Raw genomic sequence first — 22,718 nt, 5'->3', positions numbered from 1 at the left:
GTAAATTATGCTGGGTAAAGGTTTTTTATTTGGGCTTTTATTTTGTCTGATTAGTGCGGCGTTCGATGTGTATGTTGCTTTTGTGACACAAGCTGTTAGTACGATTTTAGTCGTTTTTTATTGTTTTATTGTATCGACAGCTTTTTTTGTTGTATGCGCGCTTTGGAGTAACTCGAGATCATTTTTTACGAAAGTGCGCGAGCAGTGGGGAATGGTCGTTGTTATTAATCTTGCTGTGCTGTTCAATTGGGGTGGTTTGTTTTATGCCCTGCGGTATCTTGAGCCAGCAGTGGTGGGAGTGGCAGCTGTAGCCTGCGGCCCAGCGCTAACTTTACTTATCTCTTTCTTTGACAGGCGCAGCGCTAGGGTTGCTTTCGCAGATGCACTTGTGTCCTGCCTGGTGCTAATTTCGGTCGGAATCATGCTTTTCAATTCCTTTTCCGGGAATAGTGGAATCGCTACGACAACATCGGCGCAACGGTTGTTGGGCATAGCCAGTGTGGTGCTGTGCGCGCTCGGAACGGTCATATACACAGTTTTTTCAAAGCAAATGTTTGCTCGGCACTGGTCTATTTTTGAAATTCTTGCCGTTAGGAATATCGCGATGGTTGGTTTTTGCGTTCTCGTTGTTTCAATAATAGGGGGGAGTATTACATTGGATAGAGAACTTTTAATTCCCATGATAATTCTAGTGGGGGTGGGTCATTTACTACCGATATACCTGATCCAGAAAACTATCTATTATCTCACCCCCATCCATGTGTCGCTTGTGCTATTGACTCTCCCGGTATTTGTTCTTTTGCTTCAGTACTTTGATGCTCGTATAGAGTTTTCCGTTGCCAGTGTCTTGGCCGTAAGTATCATCGTTTTTTTGCTTTTGGGGCGGACCTTATATGAATTGAGGAGAGAGAGACTATGATCAGAATCGCCGTCGTTGATGGGTTCTCATCCGGGAAATTTGTCGTGAAGCGATTGAAAGAGGAAGGGTGTGTGTTGATGCACGTGGCCTCCTCGGGCAGTCTGGACAGTTATTATTACAGAGGTTTTGATCCAACACTGTATGACCAAACGATCACAAATACCCATATTGAGGTAACGCTCGCCAGCGTTGAGCATTTCGCGCCCCAGTTCATCATCGCCGGTGCCGAAACCGGTGTGCTGCTCGCCGATCAGTTGAACGAGCGCCTTCAGTTACCGTATCGCAATGACTTCGACAACACCCATGCCCGTCGAAACAAGTTCGCCATGATCGAAACGGTCGCCCAGGCGCAACTGCCCGTAGCACGACAGTGCGTGGCCGGCAGTTGGGCCCTTGCACATGCTTGGATCAACGCCCACGGGCGTTTTCCTGTGGTGGTCAAGCCGCTCGACAGCGCGGGGGCAGATGGGGTGTTTATCTGCGAGGATTTGCCGGCCTGCGAGGCGGCGGTGCAAACGCTGCTGGGCACGGTGAACCGGTTGAACGGCCGCAATACGCAGGTGTTGATTCAGGAGTATCTGGCCGGCCTGGAGTATGTGGTGAACATGGTTTCCGTCGATGGCCAGCAACTGGTCACCGAGGTGGTGCGCTATCAAAAACAGCGCGCTCCGAGAGGCGGCATTCTTTATGACATCGATGAACTGATCGGGCCAGACTCGCCACTCTACTTGCCGTTGGTGGAATACACCCGCGCCGTGGTGCAGTGCCTTGGCATCCGCAACGGCCCTAGCCACGCGGAAGTCATGTTCACCGACGAAGGGCCGAAACTGGTGGAAATCGCCGCGCGTACCGATGGCATTCTTCGTCCTGGCGTATCCCGCCAGACCACCGGGCTGGGGCAGATCGAGGCGGTGGTGTTGTCCATCACCGAACCCGAGGCATTCGCGCAGTTGCTGGCCAGGGACTTCGATTATCAGCGCCTGCAGTGCACTTACAATGTGTGCCTGATCAATCGCACTGACGGCTACTTCCACAAGGCGCGATTTGTGGAGGAACTGCTCAAGCTGGCGTCATTCTTTGAGGCGGTGTTCTACGTTGAGGAGGGACAACCCCTGGGCGCGACGCAAGATGTATTCAGCCAGCCAGGTACGGTGTACCTGGTACATGCTGATCCAGCAGTGATCGCTGCGGATTATCAGCGGATCCGATTGCTTGAGGCCCAAGGTATCTACCTCACCTCACACTGATACGTTGCTTTGAGTCTCTGTGCACCCTCTATACTGTCCCGCGACAATTTCCCAGGTGCTGCCAGCCGCTCAATACGGCTGGAGATATACGCAGAGGCTGTTTCAATGGCAGGCAGGTTGATCTATCTCATCGGCCCATCGGGTTCGGGCAAGGACAGCCTGTTGGAGGCCGCGCGTGCGCGTCTGGCCGAGCGCGGTTGCCGCATTGTGCGTCGCGTGATTACCCGCTCGGCGGAAGCGGTGGGCGAGGCGGCGCAGGGTGTGAGCCCCGAACAGTTCGCCGTAATGGAGGCGCAAGGGGCGTTTGCGCTGAGCTGGCAGGCCAATGGATTGTGTTATGGCATTCCAAAGGTGATCGACGACTGGCTGGCGGCGGGCGAGGACGTGCTGGTCAATGGTTCGCGCGCACACCTGGCGCTGACCCGCGAGCGCTATCCAACGTTGCTGGTGTTATTGCTGACCGTGGATCAGGCGGTGTTGCGCGAGCGTCTGGTGGCACGGGGACGTGAAACACTGGCGGATATTGAAAAGCGCCTGGCGCGTAATGCCCGGTTCACGGCGCAGATGCTGGCCGGTGACGGCGCGGGGCTTTTGCTGCTGGATAACTCCGGCCCGCTGGAACATACCGTGGAGCGTTTGCTGTGTTGCCTGGAGCAAGGGCATTCAGCCTGTGCATGAACGCCGGCAGCGCATCGGTAGTTTGAGCGGATGTATCCCGGCTAATGGGCAAAGGGTGTAGTTCAAGGGCTGTTGATGCAATGGATGCAAAGCTTTCTTCAGTCATCGGGCGCCCTTGGCCAGCGCATCTGAATCTGGGTCAGCCGCTGCGCGTCAGGCCGCAGCCCGTGCCGGGGCCTGACGTGACGCACTGAGAAACCGAAGCAGCGCCACCAGTGGAAACGCGCTGCCCACCAGCATCACCGCCAACCAGCCACCGTGTTCGTACACGCTGCTGGCAATCGCCGAGCCGAAAGCGCCGCCGATAAAGATGCTGGTCATATACAGCGCGTTCAGGCGGCTGCGGCTGTTGGCGTCCAGCGCGTAAATGGCCCGCTGGCCGAGGACCATGTTCATCTGCACGCAGAAGTCCAAAACCACACCGGTGACCGCCAGGCCGATCACGCTGTACAGCGGATGCACCAAGGCCGGCAGGAAGCTCAGCGCTGCGAATAGCATTGCCAGCAACGATGCGCGATGGGTGTGACCGGCATCGGCCAGGCGCCCGGCGATGGGCGCGGCGATGGCGCCGATGGCACCGACCAGCGCGAAAATCGCGATCTGGGTCTGGCTCAAGCCATGGTTGCGCACCAACTCCAGCGGGGCCGCGGTCCAGAACAAACTGAAGGTGGCGAACAGGCAACCCTGGTAAAAGGCGCGTTGGCGCAACAGCGGTTGTTCACGCAACAAGGTGCCCAGCGAGCGCAGCAGTTGGCCATAGCTGGCGCTGTGGTCGGGTTGGCGTTTGGGGATGGTCAGCATCAGCACCACGCTGATAAACACCATCAACGCCGCTGCGGCCATAAACATTGCGCGCCAGCCAAAGTGATCGGCGACCACACTGGACACCGGCCGCGCCAGCAAAATGCCCAACAGCAGCCCGCCCATGATGCTGCCGACCACCCGACCACGGGATTCCGCGGGCGCCAGGTGCGCGGCCAGGGGAATCAGGATCTGCACCGACACCGAGCTGAAGCCGATCAACAGCGACACCAGCAAGAACAGGTTCGGTTGCTCGGTAACCGCCGCGCCCAGCAGGCTGGCAATGGCCACCACAGTGGTGGCGATCATCAGTTTGCGGTTTTCCAGCAAGTCTCCCAGGGGCACCAAAAAGAACAGGCCCAAGGCATAGCCGATTTGCGTAAGGGACACAATCAGGCTGGCCATGGCGGGGGTGAGGCCAATATCCGGCGCGATCAGTTCGATGATCGGCTGCGCATAGTAGATATTGGCGACGATGGCGCCGCAGCAAAACGCAAACAGCATCACCATGCCTCGGGTCATGGTGCTCGTTGGGTGTGGGGTAGCGTTCATGGTGTTCTCATAAAAGCGAAGGAAGATGGCCTGCGAGGGTAAATGCAAGGCTCAGCGACGAGTAGGCCGCTTGGAATGATAGTACTTATGTCGGCTGATGATACATTCAGAAACATCTACCCAGCCCCCCGCGCAAAACCAATGTGGTAGGGGGCTACACAAGTCTCAAAGGCTGAAATAACTCTGCGGGAGTGGGTTTGCTATGGTGATGGGGGCAAGCCCGCTCACCACAGCAAGCCCCCTCCCACAGTTTTAGTGCGTTTGTTTAGTTATTGACCGGAGTAGATCTGGTCAAAAATGCCGCCGTCATTGAAGTGGGTTTTCTGTACCGTGCGCCAGTCACCGAAGGTTTTTTCCACCGACAGGAAATCGACTTTGGGGAAGCGGTCGGTGTACTTGGCCAGCACCGCCGGATCACGTGGGCGCAGGTAGTTGTTCGCGGCGATTTCTTGGCCTTGCGGCGACCACAGGTACTTCAGATAGTCCTCGGCGGCGGCGCGGGTGCCTTTTTTCTCGACCACTTTGTCCACCACCGACACCGGCGGCTCGGCTTCGGCGGATACGCTTGGGTAGATCACTTCGAACTGATCGCGGCCGAATTCGCGGGCGATCATTTCCGCTTCGTTTTCAAAGGTCACCAGCACATCGCCGATCTGGTTGGTCATGAACGTGGTGGTGGCGGCGCGGCCGCCGGTGTCCAGCACGGGAGCTTGTTTGAACAGCTTGCCCACAAAGCTCTTGGCTTTCTCTTCGTCCCCGCCGTTCTTGAGTACATAGCCCCAGGCCGACAGGTAGGTGTAGCGGCCGTTGCCCGAGGTTTTCGGGTTGGGCACGATCACCTGCACGCCGTCCTTGAGCAGGTCGGGCCAATCTTTCAAAGCTTTGGGGTTGCCTTTGCGCACGATAAACACCGTGGCCGAGGTGAACGGCGCGCTGTTGTTCGGCAAGCGCGTGACCCAGTTGTCCGGCACCAGTTTGCCGTTGTCGGCCAGGGCATTGATGTCGGTGGCCATGTTCATGGTGATCACGTCAGCCGGTAGGCCGTCGATCACCGAGCGTGCCTGTTTGCTTGAACCGCCAAAGGACATCTGCAAGGTCAGCTTGTCGTCTGGGTGCACGGCGTCCCAGTGTTTCTGGAACGCCGCGTTGTAGTCCTTGTAGAAATCGCGCATCACATCGTAGGACACGTTAAGCAGCGTAACGGGGGCGGCTTGCACTGCACTCGCCAGGGCAATTCCGGCGGCCAGGAGGGAGGCGCTAAGGAGTTTTTTCACTGCTCATTCCTTGTTGTTCGAGAAGAGGGGACAGGCACAATGCCAGCGACTATAGCCGGGGCCGCATAGTCGCTTAAAGATTAAAAAGAACTTTACTTATTCCACTTTCTTAAACAGATTGCTGCCACAGCGCGAACAGAATGCCGCATTGGGTTCGTGGGTGTTTTTCTGGCACACCGGGCAGTCGGTCTGCAGCTGTTCGCCGCGCATGGCACTGGCCAGTTCGGCGGTGAAAATCCCGGTGGGCACGGCGATGATTGAGTAACCGGTGATCATCACCAGCGACGAAATCACCTGACCCAGTGGGGTTTTGGGCACGATATCGCCAAAGCCGACAGTGGTCAGGGTCACGATGGCCCAGTAGATGCCCTTGGGAATGCTGGTAAACCCGTGTTCCGGGCCTTCGATCACATACATCAAGGTGCCGAACACGGTCACCAGGGTGCACACGCTGACCAGGAACACCACGATCTTCTGCTTGCTGCCGCGCAGCGCCGACATCAGGTAATTGGCTTGCTTGAGGTAGGGACTGAGCTTGAGCACACGGAATATCCGCAACATACGGATGATGCGGATAATCAGCAGGTACTGCGCGTCGCTGTAATACAGGGCAAGGATGCCAGGCACGATGGCCAGCAAATCCACCAACCCATAAAAGCTGAACGCATAGCGCAACGGCTTGGGCGAGCAGTACAGGCGCAAGCCGTACTCGATGGCGAAGATCAGGGTGAAGCCCCATTCGATATAGGCCAGCACGTCGGCGTAGTTCTGGTGCACCTGGTCGATGCTGTCGAGCATCACGATCACCAGGCTGGCCAGAATGATCAGCAGCAAGATCCCGTCAAACCGCCGCCCCGCCACGGTGTCGCTTTGGAAAACCATGACGTAGAGACGCTGACGCCAATCGTTGTTGCTGTCCATAAATCCTGCCCGAGTCGATTTTCGAGCAAGCCTAGGGGGATTCGAAGGGGCTGTCCATGCGCGGTTTCCGAAGCATCCTGCGGCTGGCGAGCACCAACCAGCACGCGAGGATAAACGGCGCGGTCAGTACCGGCAGGTGCAGGGCGGCGAAGCCCGGCGTCAGCAGGATCGCCAGCAGGATACCGGCCAGGGGCAGCCAGGCCCGACGACTGATCTGACTTAACGCCAGGGCCACCAGCGCTGGGTTGTAGCTGTGCAGGCCGAGCAGGGCGTGTGTGGTTTCACCCAACCCCAGGGCGAACAATGCGCCGCTGCCGGCACCGATGAACGCCCACAACACGGCGCGCCGATTGGCCAGCCACAGGCCCAACGCAATCAGGCCGCCGGCCAATGGCTGATCCAGCAACATGACCTGGGCCAGGCCGGTGAAAGGCGCGCTGAACAGGCCGAAGGCGTCGGCGCTGAGCGTGGCCGCCTCGCCGGGCGTCGCGCGGCCCAGCAGCAGCCAACCTAGACCGACAAAAGGCGCGGTGTAGGCCGGCAGGTCATCGGTCTGGCTGGCGTGTTTCAACCATTGCCGCGTGAGCATAGCGCTGACGCCGCCGCCCGCCAGGATCAATGGCGGCAGCATCGCCGACCACGGCAAGTGCTGGCTGATCAGCAACCCCAGCAGCACGCCGTTGTAGCTATACAAACCGGCCTGGCGCTCGGCTTTGGGATAGCCGCGGCGCTGGGCCGTGAGCAAACCGGCGACGCCACCGAGTAACGCACCGCCGAACAACGCCGGGGCACTGATCAGGATCGCCAGCAGGCAGAGCAGGCCGCACAGAGGATGGCGTTGCAGGAAAATCTGGCTGAAGCCGTTGAGCAACGCTTCGGCCCAGTCGGGGCAGGTTGGGTTGTGCATGGTGGGTATTCAGTTGGGCTGGGGTGAAACCCATCGGGGGCCAGCCCCCTCCCACACTTGATTGGGTTCACAAAGTCATAGCTGTGAATGCAGTCCAATGTGGGAGGGGGCTTGCCCCCGATGGGGCCGCTACAGACGCTAGATCAACACCTCTATGCGCAGCGAGTTGGTCGACCCCGGCTGCCCGAACGGCACCCCGGCAGTAATCACCAACGTATCCCCACGCTCTGCCATACCCTGGGCCTGGGCAATCTCCAGCGCCGTCGAACACACCTCATCGACCTGACGCAGCCGATCGTTGACCACCGAATGCACGCCCCATGCCACGCTCAAGCGCCGCGCGGTGGACAGGTTCGGCGTCAGGTTGAGGATCGGCGCCACCGGTCGTTCCCGCGCCGCGCGCAGGGTGGAGCTGCCGGACTCGCTGTAGTTCACCAGCACCGCCACCGGCAGGATGTTGCTGATGCGGCGGATCGCGCAGCTGATGGCGTCCGATACCGTGGCTTCCGCTTTGGGCCGGTTGACCTCCAGTTGCGTCTGGTAGTCCGGGCCGTTTTCCACTTGGCGGATGATCTTGCTCATCATCTGCACGGCTTCCAACGGGTAGTCGCCCGACGCGGTTTCCGCCGACAGCATCACCGCATCCGCGCCTTCGGCCACGGCGTTGGCCACATCGGTGACTTCGGCGCGGGTCGGCGCCGGGGAGAAACGCATGGATTCGAGCATCTGCGTGGCCACCACCACCGGTTTGCCCAACTCGCGGCAGGTGCGAATGATGGTTTTCTGGATTTGCGGCACGCTCTCGGCCGGCACCTCCACCCCCAAGTCACCCCGGGCCACCATGATCGCATCGCTCAGGTGGGCGATTTCCCGCAGGTGCTGCACGGCCGAGGGTTTCTCGATCTTGGCCATCAAGAACGCCCGATCACCGATCAGCTCGCGGGCCTCACGGATATCTTCCGGGCGCTGCACGAACGACAGCGCCACCCAGTCCACACCCAGCTCCAGGCCGAAGCTCAGGTCGCGGCGATCCTTGGCGGTGAGGGGGCTCAGTTCCAACAGCGCTTGTGGGACGTTCACACCTTTGCGATCGGACAATTCGCCGCCGTTCAGCACCGTGGTGTCGATGGCATCCTTGTGTTTGCTGACTACCCGCAGGCGCAGTTTGCCGTCGTCGAGCAGCAGGTCCATGCCCGGTTCCAGGGCCGCGATGATTTCCGGGTGGGGCAGGTTGACCCGGCGCTCATTCCCCGGGGTTTCATCCAAGTCCAGGCGCAGCGCCTGGCCGCGCAGCAGTTGCACGCAGCCGTCGGCAAAACGCCCGACCCGCAGCTTCGGCCCTTGCAGGTCCATGAGGATGCCCAACGGATAATTGAGCTGGCGCTCCACCTGACGGATCCACTGGTAGCGCTGGGCGTGATCGGCGTGCTCGCCGTGGCTGAAGTTGAGGCGGAAGATATTTACTCCGGCCTCCACCAGCTCGCGGATGTCATCGATACCGTCGATGGCCGGGCCCAGGGTGGCGAGGATTTTGACCTTTTTGTCAGGCGTCATGGTGGGCAGTCTCAAGGATCAGGATGGCGCGGAAGTCGTTGACGTTGGTGCGCGTGGGCTCGGTGACGATCAACCCGTCGAGGGCGGCGAAATAGCCGTAACCGTTGTTGTTATCCAACTCGTCGCTGGCCGACAGGCCGAGGGCTTCGGCGCGCGCGTAACTGCACGGGGTCATGATCGCGCCGGCGTTGTCTTCGGAGCCGTCGATGCCGTCGGTGTCACCGGCCAGTGCGTACACGCCGGGCAGGCCCTTGAGGCTATCGGTGAGGCTCAGCAGGAACTCTGCGTTGCGCCCGCCACGGCCCTCGCCGCGAATGGTCACGGTAGTTTCGCCGCCGGACAGGATCACGCACGGCGCCGCCAGCGGCTGGCCATGCTGCACGATCTGCCGGGCGATACCGGCATGCACCTTGGCCACGTCCCGCGCTTCGCCTTCCAGATCGCCGAGGATCAGCGGGCTGAAACCGGCCTGGCGCACTTTCACCGCCACCGCTTCAAGGGATTGCTGCGGGCGGGCGATCAATTGGAAATGGCTGCGGGCAAGCACCGGGTCGCCGGGCTTGACGGTTTCCGACGCCGGGTTCTGCAACCAGCTGCGCACCGAGGCGGGCGCGTCGATGCGGTAGCGCTTGAGGATCGCCAGCGCCTGTTGCGACGTGCTCGGGTCGCCGACGGTGGGGCCGGAGGCGATCACCGTGGCCTGGTCGCCCGGCACATCGGAAATCGCGTAGGTGTACACCGTGGCCGGCCACGCGGCCTTGGCCAGACGCCCGCCCTTGATCGCCGAGAGGTGCTTGCGCACGCAGTTCATCTCGCCGATGGTCGCGCCGGACTTGAGCAGGGCTTTGTTGATGGCCTGTTTGTCGGCCAGGCTGATGCCTTCGGCGGGCAGAGCCAGCAAGGCTGAGCCGCCGCCGGAGAGCAGGAAGATCACGCGATCGTTTTCGCTGAGGTTGCTGATCAACGCCAGCACGCGCTGGGCTACCGCCAGGCCGGCGGCATCGGGCACCGGGTGCGCGGCTTCGACCACTTCGATTTTCTTGCAAGGAGCCCCGTGGCCATAGCGGGTGACCACCAGGCCGGTGACTTCGCCTTGCCAGCAGTTTTCGACCACGAGCGCCATGGCGGCGGCCGCCTTGCCGGCACCGATCACGATCACGCGGCCGCTACGGTCGGCGGGCAGATAGGGTTCAAGGACTTGCCGGGGGTGGGCGGCGTCGATGGCTGTGGCAAACAGCTCGCGAAGCAGGTGTTGCGGATCGACCGACATAAGCGGGCTCCCGGATATTTTTGTTATTAGACGTGCAGCTATTTCAGCCTTGGCCTAGGAATAGGCCCTACTTTGGAATAGGCCCTACTTTGAAATGGGGCCTACTTTGAAATGGAGCCACCTGTGGGAGGGGGCTTGCCCCCGATAGCGGTCTATCAGCTACAGAAGACATGCTATCGGGAGCAAGCCCCCTCTCACATTTGATCAAGGCATTACTGATCGCGAATCGAGAAATTCGCCATATGCTCCAAGCCCTTGATCAGCGCCGAATGGTCCCAATTCCCGCCCCCCAGCGCATTACAGGTGCTGAACACCTGCTGAGTACCGGCAGTGTTCGGCAGGTTGATCCCCAGTTCTTTGGCACCGGCCAGGGCCAGGTTCAAATCCTTCTGGTGCAGGTTGATGCGGAAGCCCGGATCGAAGGTGCCCTTGATCATGCGTTCGCCGTGTACTTCGAGGATTTTCGACGAGGCAAAACCGCCCATCAGCGCTTCGCGCACCTTGGCTGGGTCGGCCCCGTTTTTGGCGGCGAACAGCAACGCTTCGGCCACCGCCTGGATGTTCAGCGCCACAATGATCTGATTGGCGACCTTGGCGGTCTGGCCATCGCCATTACCGCCCACCAACGTGATGTTTTTGCCCATGGCTTGGAACAGCGGCAGGGCGCGCTCAAAGGTCTGTGGCTCGCCACCGATCATGATGCTCAAAGTACCGGCCTTGGCGCCGACTTCACCGCCGGACACTGGCGCATCGAGGTACTGCGCGCCGTGCTCGTTGATCTTGGCGGCGAAGCTCTTGGTGGCGGTGGGCGAGATCGAACTCATGTCGATCACCACCTTGTTCGGCGACAGCCCGGCGGCCACGCCGTCGGTACGGAACAGCACGTCCTCGACCTGCGGAGTGTCCGGCACCATGACAATGATGAACTCGGCCTCCTGAGCCACTTGCTGCGGGCTGGCCAGCGCCACGGCGCCTGCGTCGATCAGTGCTTGCGGGGCCTTGCCGTGGTGCTCGGAGAGGAACAGTTGATGACCTGCTTTTTGCAGGTTGGCGGCCATGGGTTGGCCCATGATGCCGGTGCCGATAAAGCCGATTTTAGCCATGATGAAATCCTCTTGTTATGTGGGAGGGGGCTTGCCCCCGATGACGGTGTGCCAGGCAAAACAGTGTTGACTGAGCTGCCGCTATCGGGTGCAAGCCTCCGCCCACAGGGTTTTGAGCCAGCCAAGACCCGCTTCGGTGGTGGTCAACGGCTTGTATTCACAACCGACCCAACCCGTGTATCCGATCCGGTCCAGGTGCTCGAACAGGAAGCGATAGTTGATCTCCCCGGTCCCCGGCTCGTTGCGCCCAGGGTTGTCCGCCAGTTGGATGTGATTGATCTCACCCAGGTGCGCGGCCATGGTGCGGGCCAGGTCACCTTCCATGATTTGCATGTGGTAGATGTCGTATTGCAGGAACAGATTGTCACTGCCCACCCGCTCGCGGATCGCTAGGGCCTGAGCGGTGTTGTTCAGGTAAAAGCCCGGGATGTCGCGGGTGTTGATCGCTTCCATCACCAGTTTGATGCCCGCCGCTTTCAGTTTGTCGGCGGCGTACTTGAGGTTGGCGACGAAGGTGTCTTCCAGCTGTTGGTCGTCGACACCGGCGGGGCGAATACCGGCCAGGCAGTTGATTTGCGTATTGCCCAGCACCTGGGCGTAGGCGATGGCCAACGTGACCCCGGCGCGGAATTCCTCGACCCGGTCCGGATGGCACGCCAGGCCGCGCTCGCCGTTGGCCCAGTCACCGGCCGGCAGGTTGAACAACACTTGAGTCAGGCCATGGGCGTCGAGTTGCGCCTTGATCTCGGCAGAGCTGAACTCGTAAGGGAACAGGTACTCCACCCCCTGGAAGCCGGCATCGGCGGCCGCTTTGAAGCGAGCGAGAAAGTCCTGTTCGGTGAACAGCATGGACAGGTTGGCGGCAAAGCGCGGCATAGGGTTCTCCTTAATCGAGCAGGGAAATGGCAGTCGGCGCATCGTTGCCGACCAGGGCCAGGTCTTCGAATTCGTTGACGGCGTTGATCTCGGTGCCCATGGAAATATTGGTCACCCGCTCCAGAATAATCTCAACGATCACCGGCACCTTGAATTCTTCGATCATGGCCTCGGCCTGGCGCAAGGCCGGCGCGATCTGGCTGGGTTCGAACACGCGCAGGGCCTTGCAACCCAGGCCTTCGGCGACGGCCACGTGGTCCACGCCATAGCCATTGAGTTCCGGGGCGTTGAGGTTGTCGAAAGACAGCTGCACGCAGTAGTCCATTTCAAAACCACGCTGGGCCTGGCGAATCAGACCCAGGTAGGAATTGTTCACCACCACATGGATGTACGGCAGTTTGAACTGCGCGCCCACCGCCAGTTCTTCGATCATGAACTGGAAGTCGTAGTCGCCGGACAGCGCCACTACTTTGCGGCTCGGGTCGGCCTTGACCACCCCCAGCGCAGCCGGAATCGTCCAGCCCAGCGGGCCGGCCTGGCCGCAATTGATCCAATGGCGCGGCTTGTAGACGTGCAGGAACTGCGCGCCGGCAATCTGCGACAGGCCGATGGTGCTGACGTAGCAGGTGTCTTTGCCGAACACCTGGTTCATCTCTTCGTACACCCGTTGCGGCTTGACCGGCACCGCATCGAAGTGAGTCTTGCGCTGCAGGGTGGCCTTGCGTTGCTGGCAATCATGCAGCCAGGCGCTGCGGTCCTTGAGCTTGCCGGCGGCTTTCCATTCGCGGGCCACTTCGATGAACATCGTCAGGGCAGAACCGGCGTCGGACACGATGCCCAGGTCCGGTGTGAAAACGCGGCCAATCTGCGTCGGCTCGATGTCCACGTGGATGAATTTACGGCCTTCGGTATACACCTCGACCGAGCCTGTGTGGCGGTTAGCCCAGCGGTTACCGATGCCCAGCACCACGTCGGACTTGAGCATGGTCGCGTTGCCGTAACGGTGCGAGGTTTGCAGACCCACCATGCCCACCATCAGCGGGTGATCGTCGGGGATCGTGCCCCAACCCATCAGGGTCGGGATCACCGGAATGCCGGTCAGTTCGGCGAACTCCACCAGCAGCTCGCTGGCGTCGGCGTTGATCACGCCGCCGCCGCTGACTAACAGCGGGCGTTCCGCCTGGTCGAGCAGGGCCAGGGCTTTCTCCACCTGTACGCGAGTGGCCAGCGGCTTGGCCAGCGGCAGTGGCTGATAAGCGTCAATGTCGAACTCGATCTCAGCCATTTGCACGTCGAACGGCAGGTCGATCAATACTGGGCCGGGGCGGCCGGAGCGCATTTCATAAAAAGCTTTCTGGAACGCGTAGGGCACCTGGCCGGGTTCGAGCACGGTGGTCGCCCATTTGGTCACCGGCTTGACGATGCTGGTGATGTCCACGGCCTGAAAATCTTCCTTGTGCATGCGGGCACGGGGCGCTTGGCCGGTGATGCACAGGATCGGGATCGAGTCGGCCGAGGCGCTGTAGAGGCCGGTGACCATGTCGGTGCCCGCCGGGCCCGACGTGCCGATGCACACACCGATATTGCCGGCCTTGGTGCGGGTGTAACCCTCGGCCATGTGCGAGGCGCCTTCAACGTGGCGAGCAAGGACGTGATCGATGCCGCCCACTTTCTGCAAAGCCGAATACAGCGGGTTGATCGCGGCGCCGGGGATACCGAAGGCAGTGTCCACACCTTCACGGCGCATCACCAGGACGGCGGCTTCGATTGCTCTCATTTTGCTCATGATTTTGGTGCCTCTTGCGTTTTGTAATTGTATACAAGTGGTGTCTGTCCAAAGTGTATTCACGGCGAGCTGTGCAGGTCAACGCATTTTATTCGTGACCGATCATGCTCGGCGGAACGCCTTTTTTCGACGTGTGGTGGGTATGTTGGAAAATATTGTATACAAAAAAGTAGGTCATTGTGTTCTATTTGTGCGATCGAGCTTCTGATCAATCAGACCTCCATCGCTTTCCCAATAACAAAAGAAGGACGGCACCATGAGCGCTTTAACCTTGAAAACCGCCACTCAACTCGCCAGCCAGGCCCTTACAGCGGGCCGTATGATTGGCGCCGCGCCCCTGACCATCGCAGTGCTCGACAGCGGCGGCCATTTGATCACCCTGCAACGCGAAGACGGCGCCAGCCTGCTGCGCCCGCAGATCGCCATCGGCAAGGCTTGGGGCGCGATTGCGCTGGGCAAGGGTTCGCGCCTGCTGGCGCTGGACGCGCAACAACGTCCGGCGTTTATCGCAGCGCTGAACAGCCTGGGGCAGGGCAGCGTGGTGCCGGCGCCGGGTGGCGTGTTGATTCGCGATCAAGACGGTGGGGTGCTGGGGGCGATCGGGATCAGTGGGGATACGTCGGATATTGACGAGCAGTGTGCGATCACGGCGATCGAGGGGGTGGGGTTAATGGCGGATGCGGGGGTGTCGGCTTGAACAGTGTGTGACTTTCAGGGCCTCATCGTGGGCAAGGCCCCTCCCACAATGTTGATTGTGGGAGGGGCCTTGCCCACGATGGGCACCGGCTCTGCGGTGTATCAGTCGGGCTCACAGCCCTTGAGCACCAACCGGATAATGGTCTGCGCCGCCGCTTCATAATCGGCCTCATCCAGCTTGGCTTTTCCGGTCACCGCGGAAATCTGCCAGTCGAAATCGGCATAGGTCTGCGTCGCGGCCCAGATGCTGAACATCAGGTGGTTGGGGTCGATTGCCGCGATCAGGCCGCGATCAACCCAGCTCTGGATGCAGTCGATATTGTGCTTGGCCTGGGCGTTGAGCTGCTCGACCTGTTCGGCGCTCAGGTGCGGGGCGCCGTGCATGATTTCACTGGCGAACACCTTGGAGGCGAAGGGCAGGTCGCGGGAGATGCGGATTTTCGAGCGGATGTAATTGCTCAGCACCACCGCCGGCTCACCCTCGGGGTTGAACGGCGTGGACGCAGCCAGGATCGGCTCGATAATGCTTTCGAGCACCTCGCGGTAGAGGTTGTCCTTGGATTTGAAGTAGTAGTAGACGTTGGGCTTGGGCAGCCCGGCCTTGGCGGCGATGTCGCTGGTTTTGGTCGCGGCGAAGCCCTTGTCGGCAAACTCCTCGCTGGCCGCCCGCAGGATTTTTTCTTTGTTGCGCTCGCGAATGGTGCTCATAAACCAGGGTTTTCCTTGCCAGTGCAGGCGGTCGGGCATGGTAGCACCGGCTATCCGCGAGCCTCAACAATGTGTCCGCAATGCCCTGCGCCGCGCTATGCTCGCGTCATCTTTTCTCTTACGGAAGTGCGTTTCATGGCAGGAAGCAGTTTGCTGGTGTTGATCGACGATATCGCCACGGTACTCGACGATGTCGCTCTGATGACAAAGATGGCCGCGAAGAAAACCGCCGGCGTGCTCGGCGACGATCTGGCGCTCAATGCCCAGCAGGTGTCCGGTGTGCGCGCCGAGCGGGAAATCCCGGTGGTGTGGGCGGTGGCCAAGGGCTCGTTTATCAACAAATTGATCCTGGTGCCCACCGCGCTGTTGATCAGCGCCTTCGTCCCCTGGGCGGTCACCCCTTTGTTGATGCTGGGCGGTGCTTTTCTGTGTTTCGAGGGCTTCGAGAAACTGGCGCATAAATTTCTGCACAGCAAGGCCGGAGACCAGGCCGAGCACGAACAACTGACGAAGGCCGTTGCAGACCCGGCCACCGACCTGGTGGCCTTTGAAAAGGACAAGATCAAAGGCGCGGTGCGTACCGACTTCATTCTTTCGGCCGAGATCATCGCGATCACCCTGGGCACCGTGGCCGCTGCGCCATTGATGCAGCAGGTGGTCGTGCTGTCGGGCATTGCGATTGTCATGACCATCGGCGTCTATGGGCTGGTGGCGGGCATCGTCAAGCTGGACGACCTGGGCCTTTGGCTGAGCCAGAAACCCGGCCAGATGGCCCGCAGCGTCGGTGGCGTCATCCTGCGCGCGGCGCCGTACATGATGAAGAGCCTGTCGGTGATCGGCACGGCGGCGATGTTCATGGTGGGCGGCGGCATCCTGACCCATGGCGTGCCGGTGGTGCATCACTGGATCGAGACGGTCAGCCAGAGCACGGGCGCCGTGGCGTGGTTGATGCCGACGCTGCTTAATGCGGTGGCGGGAATTATTGCCGGGGCGATTGTGCTGGCGCTGGTGTCGACCGCAAGCAAGCTGTGGCGAGTCGTGAAGGCATGAGTTCAGCGCCCACCACACGCTTGCTGCAGAGTCAGGTTATTTCAACGCTGCGTAACCCTTTACGCTGAATGCCTTGAATAGCTGCGCTTCGGAACCTGCCGAAACACTGCCGAATTGGCCAAACCCCTGCAGGTGTTGATCGTGCTGTTGCGAAGCGTCCTGCCGTTTGAGTCCTTCGCGGCCGTCGACGTAGTTAACCACTTCGGCCAGGTTATAGGCGGCATTCGCGCGTGATTCGGGGTTGGTGTTGGCGGAGCTCCAATCGCCAGTCTGTTGCTTGAGCTGGTTGAGAAAATCGCTTGAGAAAGATCCGTCTCGTTTGAGCACATCTTTCAGAATCGGGTTGTCTTTGAAAATCTCTTGCGCGCTGCGGTTATCGCCGGCTGGCCGGCCATAAGCCCCTCGTGGGGTGCCCACGTCAATGTGGGCTGCTGGCTCAGGGGCGGTTGCCGGTGCGAAGGAGGGGGTTGGCGCGAAGGTGTTGAGGGCGTTAACGGATAACGTCATAGGGAATGTCCACTGCAAAGTTCAAGGTTGGTAATAGAGCCTCGGCCGGATAGTTGTCAGGCCTGTCTGGTCGTGATACCGGACTTTGCGTGGCGAATCGGTAAGAAAGGTTCCAAACCATGTCATTTCAGCCACGGTCGGACACAAAAAAGGCCATTCAATCGAATGGCCTTTTTGTGCGCGTCACTTACTCGGCAATCTGCAACTTGCGCGATTCGGTGTAGATGTAGCGCACCTTTTCATACTCAAACGGCGAATTCATCTGACCGTAGCGGAAGCTGGTCTGGTAGCGCTTGTCCACCGCGCGCAGGGCCCAGATTTCCGGGTGGTTGGAGCTGACTTCGGAGACGTTGAGGAAGTTGATCTGCGACTCGGCGGTGTAATCCACCAGCAAGCCAGCGGTGTCGCGCAGGTTCGACGGGCCGAAGATCGGCAGTACCACGTATGCGCCGCCAGGCACGCCATAGAAACCCAGGGTCTGGCCGAAGTCTTCGCTCTGGCGCGGCAGGCCCATGGCGGTAGCCGGGTCCCACAGCCCAGCGATGCCGACGGTGGTGTTGAGCAGCAGACGCCCGGTGGTTTCCAGGGAACGGTGGCCCTTGAGTTGCAGCAGGCTGTTCAACAGGTTGGGTACGTCGCCCAAGTTGTTGAAGAAATTACTCACGCCGGTGCGCAGGAAACTGGGGGTCACGTAGGTGTAACCGTTGACCACGGGCAGGAACACCCATTGGTCGAAACGGTAGTTGAAGTGGTACACGCGACGGTTCCATGACTCCAGCGGGTCATACACATTGAGGGCGGTGAGCGAGGAGCGCTCGAACTCGCGCTGGTCCAGGCCGGGGTTGAATTTAAGCTTGGTCAGCGGTTGCTTGAAGCCGTCATCACCCAGCTGCGTCGGCTCGTGAGCCTTGCTGTTATCGGCATTGGCCACGCCCGCGCACATCAGGGCAGCGAGCAGCAGAAGATATTTAGCCACGGAAGAACTCCAGCATGGCGTCGGCGTTGACGCGGTAATTGAGGTTGCCGCAGTGGCCGCCCAGGGGGTAGACGGTCAAGCGATCGCCGAAGGTTTTACGCAGGAAGCCCAGGTCGCCCGGGCCCAGGATCACGTCGTCGGCGTTGTGCATGACGGCGATTTTCGGGCTGGCGTGCAGGTAGTCGTTGAGCGCGTACAGGCTGACCTGGTCGACCAGTTGCAACAGGCTGCCGCCGTCGGAGCGGGCGCGCCACATTGGAATTACTTGTTCGGTGAGGTAGCAATCGAAGTCGCATTGCAGCGCGCGCTTGAGGAACGGCGTCAGGCTGGTGCCTTCGGTGATCGGGTATTTCGGTGGGATGATGAGGCCGCGACGGTTGATCAGGTCCGAAGTGAAGGCGATATCGGCCGCCGAGAAGCGGAACGAGGTGCCGATCAGCATGGCCATCTGTTCGTTGGTCAGGTGCTGCTTGGACTGCTGGAAGTCGTAGAGCAGGGCGTCATTGAGGTCGATGTAGCCCTTTTGCTGGAAGTAGCGGGTCAACTTGTTCAACACCAGTTCATAGAAGGTGGTGGTGTTGTTGATGCCCTTGACCTCGGTCTGGACCAATTTGTCGAGGTTGGTGATCGAGGTGTAGAGGTTCACCGGCGGGTTGAGCAGCAGCACTTTCTTGAAATTGAAGCTGCGACGGGTCTCGTCCAGTTTGCTCACGAACGCCGCATCCAGAGCGCCGAGGCTGTAGCCGGTGAGGTAGAAGTCGGTGACCGGCAACGAGGCGTTCTGGGCGCGTACGGCTTGCATTACGCGGTACATGTCCTCGGCGTCTTCCTGGCTGATGCCGGGGGTGGCGAAGCGCGATGCCGAGGCGATGAAGTCGAAGCTGGTGGGCGACGACAGTTGCACCACATGGTAGCCGGCCTGGTAGTACAGCTTTTTCAGGTACTCGTTGAGGCTGCTGTCATAGCGCGCGCCGGTGCCGGCGATCAGGAAGATCAACGGCGCGGCGCGGTCTTGCTTGGCGATACGGTAGGTGAGTTTCTTCACCGCCCAGAAATTGTCCGGCAGGCTGAACTCGCGCTCCGGGCGCATATTCAGGGTGTAGTCGGACTGGTTGATTTCGTCGTCGGTCGGCAGCTTAGGCCGAAGATCTGGCGGGGTCGTGGCGATGGTCGCTTCGAACGGGTTGGTCAAAGGGTAGCCATAGCTGGCTTGGTCGATATCGACGGCCAGTGCTGACGCACTCAAAAAAAGGCTGCCCAGTAAGGCAGCACAGCGCAAGGAACGGAGCATGACTTAATCCCTAAGAGGAAACGTGCTGAATGAAGTTCGCAGGCTATGACCACCGCCGTACCACCGAAGTGCCAGCACTCGGTGCGAAAAGTCGTAAAAAACCGTCGGATTCGGGGTAATAGTAGCCAGACGATACACTTTGCCAGCCCCTGCTGAACACTAATTGTGTGTATGCACCTTGCTAACGGCCGTTGGCGCATTAAGCTGAGCGCCGTTTTTGCCTTTCGGAGTGCTCCATGTCCCGTCGTTTGCCATTGATTCTGCTGCTTATTGCCTTGCCACTTTGGCTGGCTGCCAGCTATGCCGCGCGTTATGGCTTTATGGAGGACGGCCGGTGGGTCGGTATTTGCGTCGACGAGGCCAGTCGCTGGGAATGCCAGCTGCGCTCGAACCTGGGTTTGATGATCCATTTCAAAGTGCTGGGCTGGGCAGCGCTGGTGACCTCGGTGCTCGCATTTTTTGTAGCGGGTCGCACTGGGTGGGGCCTCGCGGTAGCGGGGCTGGTGTTCGGGCTGCCGGCGCTGGCGTTGTACAACACAACCTTTGCGGTGTTTGCGGTGGTGATTGCGGGGTTGCGGTTGGTCAGACAGCCTCGGGGCGTTTGATCGGGTCAATCGGGGGCAAGCCCTCTCCCACATTCGCCGGTATTCACAATTGGAAATGTGTAAACCCAATCAAGTGTGGGAGGGGGCTTGCCCCCGATGGCAGTATTAAGCCCTGCGCACCCGCAAGCACCGCCACAACGCGACCACCATCAACCCGCTGACCACTGCCCAACCCCACGCCTGTTGGTTCAGCAAGCCTTCACGGAATAGCTGCGGCGCAATGCCGGCGCCGATGATGAAGGTCAGCAGCGCAATCTCCCGACGTGGGCCGGTTACCGGGCGTGCCAGGTACACCAGCGCCGGCAATACCAGTGCGGCGCTGGGGAAACTGCGATAGCGCGGATCGAACACCAGCGCCAGCATCATGACCGCGCCCGCGAAGCCGGCGAATGCCACCAGCCAGCCCGCGCGTTGTTCCAACCAATTGAACATGCGCCCGCGCCACCCTTCGCGAGCGCTCAGGGCCAGCGCGGCATGGGCCAACACCAGCAGGTTCAGTGCCAGCAGCAGCCCAGCCCACACCCACTCATCGTTGAAGCGCGCAGTCAGGCGGGTCAGCTCGGCCCAGGTGCCGATCGAGCATGCCGCGATAGCGCCCAGTAAAGGCAGGGCCAGCGCGGCACGGGGGCTGCGAACGCGACCGCCGAGCACCAACGTGCCCAGCAGGATCACGCCGCCGACGCCCAGCCACAACGGCCAGTACGGCACATTGCTCACTGGGCCGGCGAGGATGCCTTTGTCCTGACGATCGGCATCAAACAGGCCCCAATAACCACCCACAGCGCCTTCGCTGGCGCGCTTCCACGGCTGGTCAAAGGCTTCAATCAGGTTGTAGTGCCAGCCATTGGCCTCGGCCATGGCGACGAAGCCGCGCATGAACTTGGCTTCGTTGACCCGGCTCGGCAACGCCGTCTCGCGCTGGCGGCCTTCGCTGGGCCAGCCGGTTTCGCCGATCAGCACGTCTTTGGGCGCGAACTTGTTGCCGAAGGTCTGTCGTACATCGCCCACATGTTTGAGCGCCTGGTCGATGCCGCACGGATCGTCTTCCCAGTAGGGCAGCAGGTGAATGGTCAGAAAATCCACCGCTGGGGCGATTTCCGGGTGTTGCAGCCAGAATTCCCAGACGTCGGCGTAGGTGACCGGTTGCTGGATCTGGCTTTTGACTTTCTGGATCAGCTTCACCAGTTGCCCGGCGGTGACTTCCTTGCGCAGCAGCGCCTCGTTGCCGACGATCACAGCGCTGACCACATCCGGGTTGGCGTTGGCCGCGGCGATCAACAGATCGACTTCCTTTTCGGTGGCTACCGGGTCGGCGCTGACCCACGCGCCGATCATCAGCTTCAAACCGTGCTTGCGCGCCAGGGCCGGCAAGCCTTCCAGGCCGGTCATGGAGTAGGTGCGGATGCATTCGAAGCGGGTAGCCAGCAAGGCCAGGTCGGCGTCCATGCGCGCCGGGCGCAGCGTGAACGGCTGGTCGAAGGGGGATTGGTCTTTGTCGAAAGGCGTGTAGGACGCACATTGCAGCTTGTGGCTGGCGCTGGCGACGTCCGGCAGCACCACCGGTCGGCCGAGGCCGTACCAGTAGCCGACAAGGGCCAGCAGGCCAAGGATCAGGGCGAATACATAGGGCAGGGCAGGGAAGCGGGCAGTCGCGGTCATGGTCGGCTTATCTGGAAAGCAAAGGCGCGCATCTTACCCGCAATTGTGTGGCTCAAGGGTGGTTGCACGATTTTGACATGCAAAGTTCGGGCGGGTTTTTGAACGCTCGTTCAGCTAAGCGCCCTGCTGGCTATGTGATGTCGTTTCCTGCTTGTAAGAGGTCGCTGACAGAGCAGGTCGAAGGCCGGCGCAGGCCGATGATCCAAGGGTCAGCACTCCACTGATGTCGCAGCCGCTGGATCGATGCGCGTGAAAGGGGCGCGGTGCACTACACAACAACAGGTTGACGTCGCTCGGCATCCGCCGAGCGCAGCACTTTCGGGGAAGTACGATGAAGATGCGACGACTCTTGGGCGCAGCTGCCACTTTGGTAGTTGCGATGAGCTCTACACTGGCCAGCGCCGACAGCAAAACCCTGAGCATCGGTTACGTGGACGGTTGGTCCGACAGCGTAGCCACCACCCATGTGGCGGCCGAGGTGATCAAGGAAAAGCTCGGGTATGACGTGAAACTGCAGGCGGTTGCCACCGGGATCATGTGGCAGGGCGTAGCAACCGGCAAGCTCGATGCCATGCTCTCGGCGTGGTTGCCCGTGACTCACGGTGAATACTGGGCCAAGAACAAAGACAAGGTTGTCGACTACGGTCCTAACTTCAAGGATGCCAAGATTGGCTTGATCGTGCCGGAGTACGTCAAGGCCAAGTCCATCGAAGACCTCAAGACTGACACCACCTTCAAGAACAAAATCGTCGGTATCGACGCCGGTTCGGGCGTAATGCTCAAGACCGACGAAGCCATCAAGCAGTACGGCCTCGATTACAAGCTGCAAGCCAGCTCGGGTGCGGCGATGATTGCCGAGCTGACCCGTGCCGAAGACAAACAGGAATCCATCGCCGTCACCGGTTGGGTGCCGCACTGGATGTTCGCCAAGTGGAAACTGCGCTTCCTCGAAGATCCAAAAGGCGTTTATGGCGCTGCTGAGACCGTCAACAGCATCGGCAGCAAAGGCCTGGAAGCCAAGGCGCCGGAAGTTGCGGCCTTCCTGAAAAAATTCCAGTGGGCCTCCAAGGACGAAATCGGCGAAGTCATGCTCGCTATCCAAGAGGGCGCCAAGCCTGACGCCGCAGCCAAGGATTGGGTTGCCAAACACCCTGAGCGCGTAGCCGAGTGGACCGGTAAATAACCCCCGAGATCCTGTTACAACCCCTGTGGGAGGGGGCTTGCCCCCGATAGCGGAGTGTCAGTTTTCAATGATCTGACTGACTCATCGCCATCGGGAGCAAGCCCCCTCCCACATTAATTTCTGTTTCCTGCAAATCTTCATTCGCGTCGTCAATC

At 60.3% G+C, this 22,718-nt stretch carries 21 protein-coding genes; 7 read left to right on the top strand and 14 right to left on the bottom strand.

The genetic code is table 11. From position 1 onward, the window contains the following. Nucleotides 1-7: 7 nt before the first annotated feature. The 3 genes from ABX75_RS15560 to phnN all read left to right on the top strand — a co-directional run bounded on the left by ABX75_RS15560 (nucleotide 8) and on the right by phnN (nucleotide 2,844). The gene (locus ABX75_RS15560) at nucleotides 8-919 is read left to right on the top strand and encodes a DMT family transporter (protein ID WP_034112689.1); all 912 of its coding nucleotides are present in this window, start codon (nucleotides 8-10) and stop codon (nucleotides 917-919) included. Continuing rightward, nucleotides 916-2,166 (top strand): ATP-grasp domain-containing protein, encoded by a 1,251-nt coding sequence (locus tag ABX75_RS15555; protein WP_034112691.1) that lies wholly within the window; start codon nucleotides 916-918, stop codon nucleotides 2,164-2,166. Before ABX75_RS15560 ends, ABX75_RS15555 begins: the two co-directional genes overlap by 4 nt. Before the next feature lie 105 nt (nucleotides 2,167-2,271). After that, nucleotides 2,272-2,844 (top strand): phosphonate metabolism protein/1,5-bisphosphokinase (PRPP-forming) PhnN, encoded by a 573-nt coding sequence (gene phnN / locus ABX75_RS15550; protein ID WP_034112692.1) that lies wholly within the window; start codon nucleotides 2,272-2,274, stop codon nucleotides 2,842-2,844. A gap of 153 nt (nucleotides 2,845-2,997) precedes the next feature. Here the strand turns inward: phnN and ABX75_RS15545 are convergent, their stop codons facing one another. From ABX75_RS15545 to gcl, 9 genes are all read right to left on the bottom strand, one after another. Next, nucleotides 2,998-4,197 (bottom strand): MFS transporter, encoded by a 1,200-nt coding sequence (locus ABX75_RS15545; RefSeq protein ID WP_034112693.1) that lies wholly within the window; start codon nucleotides 4,195-4,197, stop codon nucleotides 2,998-3,000. Nucleotides 4,198-4,466: 269 nt separating this feature from the next. Continuing rightward, on the bottom strand, nucleotides 4,467-5,471 hold the full coding sequence (locus ABX75_RS15540) for a sulfate ABC transporter substrate-binding protein (RefSeq protein WP_047882249.1): 1,005 nt from the start codon (nucleotides 5,469-5,471) through the stop codon (nucleotides 4,467-4,469). Between the two features lie 96 nt (nucleotides 5,472-5,567). Next, nucleotides 5,568-6,392 carry an ion transporter gene (locus ABX75_RS15535; RefSeq protein ID WP_034096645.1) on the bottom strand — a complete coding sequence of 275 codons (825 nt, stop codon included), beginning with the start codon at nucleotides 6,390-6,392 and terminating at the stop codon, nucleotides 5,568-5,570. Nucleotides 6,393-6,423: 31 nt separating this feature from the next. Further along, nucleotides 6,424-7,299, bottom strand: coding sequence for an urea transporter (locus ABX75_RS15530; RefSeq protein WP_047882248.1), 876 nt, complete (start codon nucleotides 7,297-7,299; stop codon nucleotides 6,424-6,426). Between the two features lie 138 nt (nucleotides 7,300-7,437). Then, complete coding sequence (pyk, locus tag ABX75_RS15525) at nucleotides 7,438-8,853, bottom strand: pyruvate kinase (protein ID WP_034112697.1); 1,416 nt, start codon at nucleotides 8,851-8,853, stop codon at nucleotides 7,438-7,440. After that, complete coding sequence (locus ABX75_RS15520) at nucleotides 8,843-10,123, bottom strand: glycerate kinase (RefSeq protein ID WP_047882247.1); 1,281 nt, start codon at nucleotides 10,121-10,123, stop codon at nucleotides 8,843-8,845. The genes pyk and ABX75_RS15520 overlap by 11 nt, the downstream gene beginning before the upstream one ends. Nucleotides 10,124-10,335: 212 nt before the next feature. After that, nucleotides 10,336-11,226 carry a 2-hydroxy-3-oxopropionate reductase gene (locus ABX75_RS15515; protein WP_034096649.1) on the bottom strand — a complete coding sequence of 297 codons (891 nt, stop codon included), beginning with the start codon at nucleotides 11,224-11,226 and terminating at the stop codon, nucleotides 10,336-10,338. Between the two features lie 81 nt (nucleotides 11,227-11,307). After that, the gene (gene hyi, locus ABX75_RS15510) at nucleotides 11,308-12,102 is read right to left on the bottom strand and encodes a hydroxypyruvate isomerase (protein ID WP_047882246.1); all 795 of its coding nucleotides are present in this window, start codon (nucleotides 12,100-12,102) and stop codon (nucleotides 11,308-11,310) included. 10 nt (nucleotides 12,103-12,112) lie between these two features. Beyond that, nucleotides 12,113-13,888: a glyoxylate carboligase gene (gene gcl, locus ABX75_RS15505; RefSeq protein ID WP_034096651.1), complete on the bottom strand. Its 1,776-nt coding sequence runs from the start codon at nucleotides 13,886-13,888 to the stop codon at nucleotides 12,113-12,115. A 256-nt stretch (nucleotides 13,889-14,144) separates the two neighbouring features. Between gcl and ABX75_RS15500 the strand changes: the two genes are divergently transcribed. Continuing rightward, on the top strand, nucleotides 14,145-14,585 hold the full coding sequence (locus ABX75_RS15500) for a heme-binding protein (protein ID WP_034137555.1): 441 nt from the start codon (nucleotides 14,145-14,147) through the stop codon (nucleotides 14,583-14,585). Between the two features lie 101 nt (nucleotides 14,586-14,686). Here ABX75_RS15500 and ABX75_RS15495 read toward each other — a convergent pair whose 3' ends face one another. Next, nucleotides 14,687-15,292, bottom strand: coding sequence for a TetR/AcrR family transcriptional regulator (locus ABX75_RS15495; RefSeq protein WP_040266283.1), 606 nt, complete (start codon nucleotides 15,290-15,292; stop codon nucleotides 14,687-14,689). Nucleotides 15,293-15,427: 135 nt separating this feature from the next. Between ABX75_RS15495 and ABX75_RS15490 the strand changes: the two genes are divergently transcribed. Then, nucleotides 15,428-16,342 carry a DUF808 domain-containing protein gene (locus tag ABX75_RS15490; RefSeq protein ID WP_047882245.1) on the top strand — a complete coding sequence of 305 codons (915 nt, stop codon included), beginning with the start codon at nucleotides 15,428-15,430 and terminating at the stop codon, nucleotides 16,340-16,342. 36 nt (nucleotides 16,343-16,378) lie between these two features. Here the strand turns inward: ABX75_RS15490 and ABX75_RS15485 are convergent, their stop codons facing one another. The 3 genes from ABX75_RS15485 to ABX75_RS15475 form a co-directional block, all read right to left on the bottom strand. Continuing rightward, entirely contained in the window at nucleotides 16,379-16,849 is a 471-nt protein-coding gene (locus ABX75_RS15485; RefSeq protein ID WP_052229543.1) for a hypothetical protein, read from the bottom strand. A gap of 187 nt (nucleotides 16,850-17,036) precedes the next feature. Next, entirely contained in the window at nucleotides 17,037-17,825 is a 789-nt protein-coding gene (locus ABX75_RS15480; RefSeq protein ID WP_034096655.1) for a VacJ family lipoprotein, read from the bottom strand. After that, the gene (locus tag ABX75_RS15475; protein ID WP_047882244.1) at nucleotides 17,818-19,116 is read right to left on the bottom strand and encodes a serine/threonine protein kinase; all 1,299 of its coding nucleotides are present in this window, start codon (nucleotides 19,114-19,116) and stop codon (nucleotides 17,818-17,820) included. Before ABX75_RS15475 ends, ABX75_RS15480 begins: the two co-directional genes overlap by 8 nt. 236 nt (nucleotides 19,117-19,352) lie before the next feature. Here ABX75_RS15475 and ABX75_RS15470 point away from each other — a divergent pair, with 236 nt between their 5' ends. Further along, a complete protein-coding gene (locus tag ABX75_RS15470) occupies nucleotides 19,353-19,721 on the top strand; it encodes a hypothetical protein (protein WP_034096657.1) in 369 nt (122 codons plus the stop codon). A 105-nt stretch (nucleotides 19,722-19,826) separates the two neighbouring features. Here the strand turns inward: ABX75_RS15470 and ABX75_RS15465 are convergent, their stop codons facing one another. Beyond that, nucleotides 19,827-21,380: a glycosyl hydrolase family 17 protein gene (locus ABX75_RS15465; protein WP_047882243.1), complete on the bottom strand. Its 1,554-nt coding sequence runs from the start codon at nucleotides 21,378-21,380 to the stop codon at nucleotides 19,827-19,829. Between the two features lie 331 nt (nucleotides 21,381-21,711). Between ABX75_RS15465 and ABX75_RS15460 the strand changes: the two genes are divergently transcribed. Then, nucleotides 21,712-22,563 carry a glycine betaine ABC transporter substrate-binding protein gene (locus ABX75_RS15460; RefSeq protein ID WP_034096659.1) on the top strand — a complete coding sequence of 284 codons (852 nt, stop codon included), beginning with the start codon at nucleotides 21,712-21,714 and terminating at the stop codon, nucleotides 22,561-22,563. Nucleotides 22,564-22,718 lie beyond the last annotated feature (155 nt).

The organism is Pseudomonas sp. ARP3 (assembly GCF_001029595.1).
GTDB lineage: Bacteria > Pseudomonadota > Gammaproteobacteria > Pseudomonadales > Pseudomonadaceae > Aquipseudomonas > Aquipseudomonas rhodesiae.
Note: the sequence above shows the minus strand (reverse complement) of the source record. Positions and strands in the feature narration are given on the sequence as shown.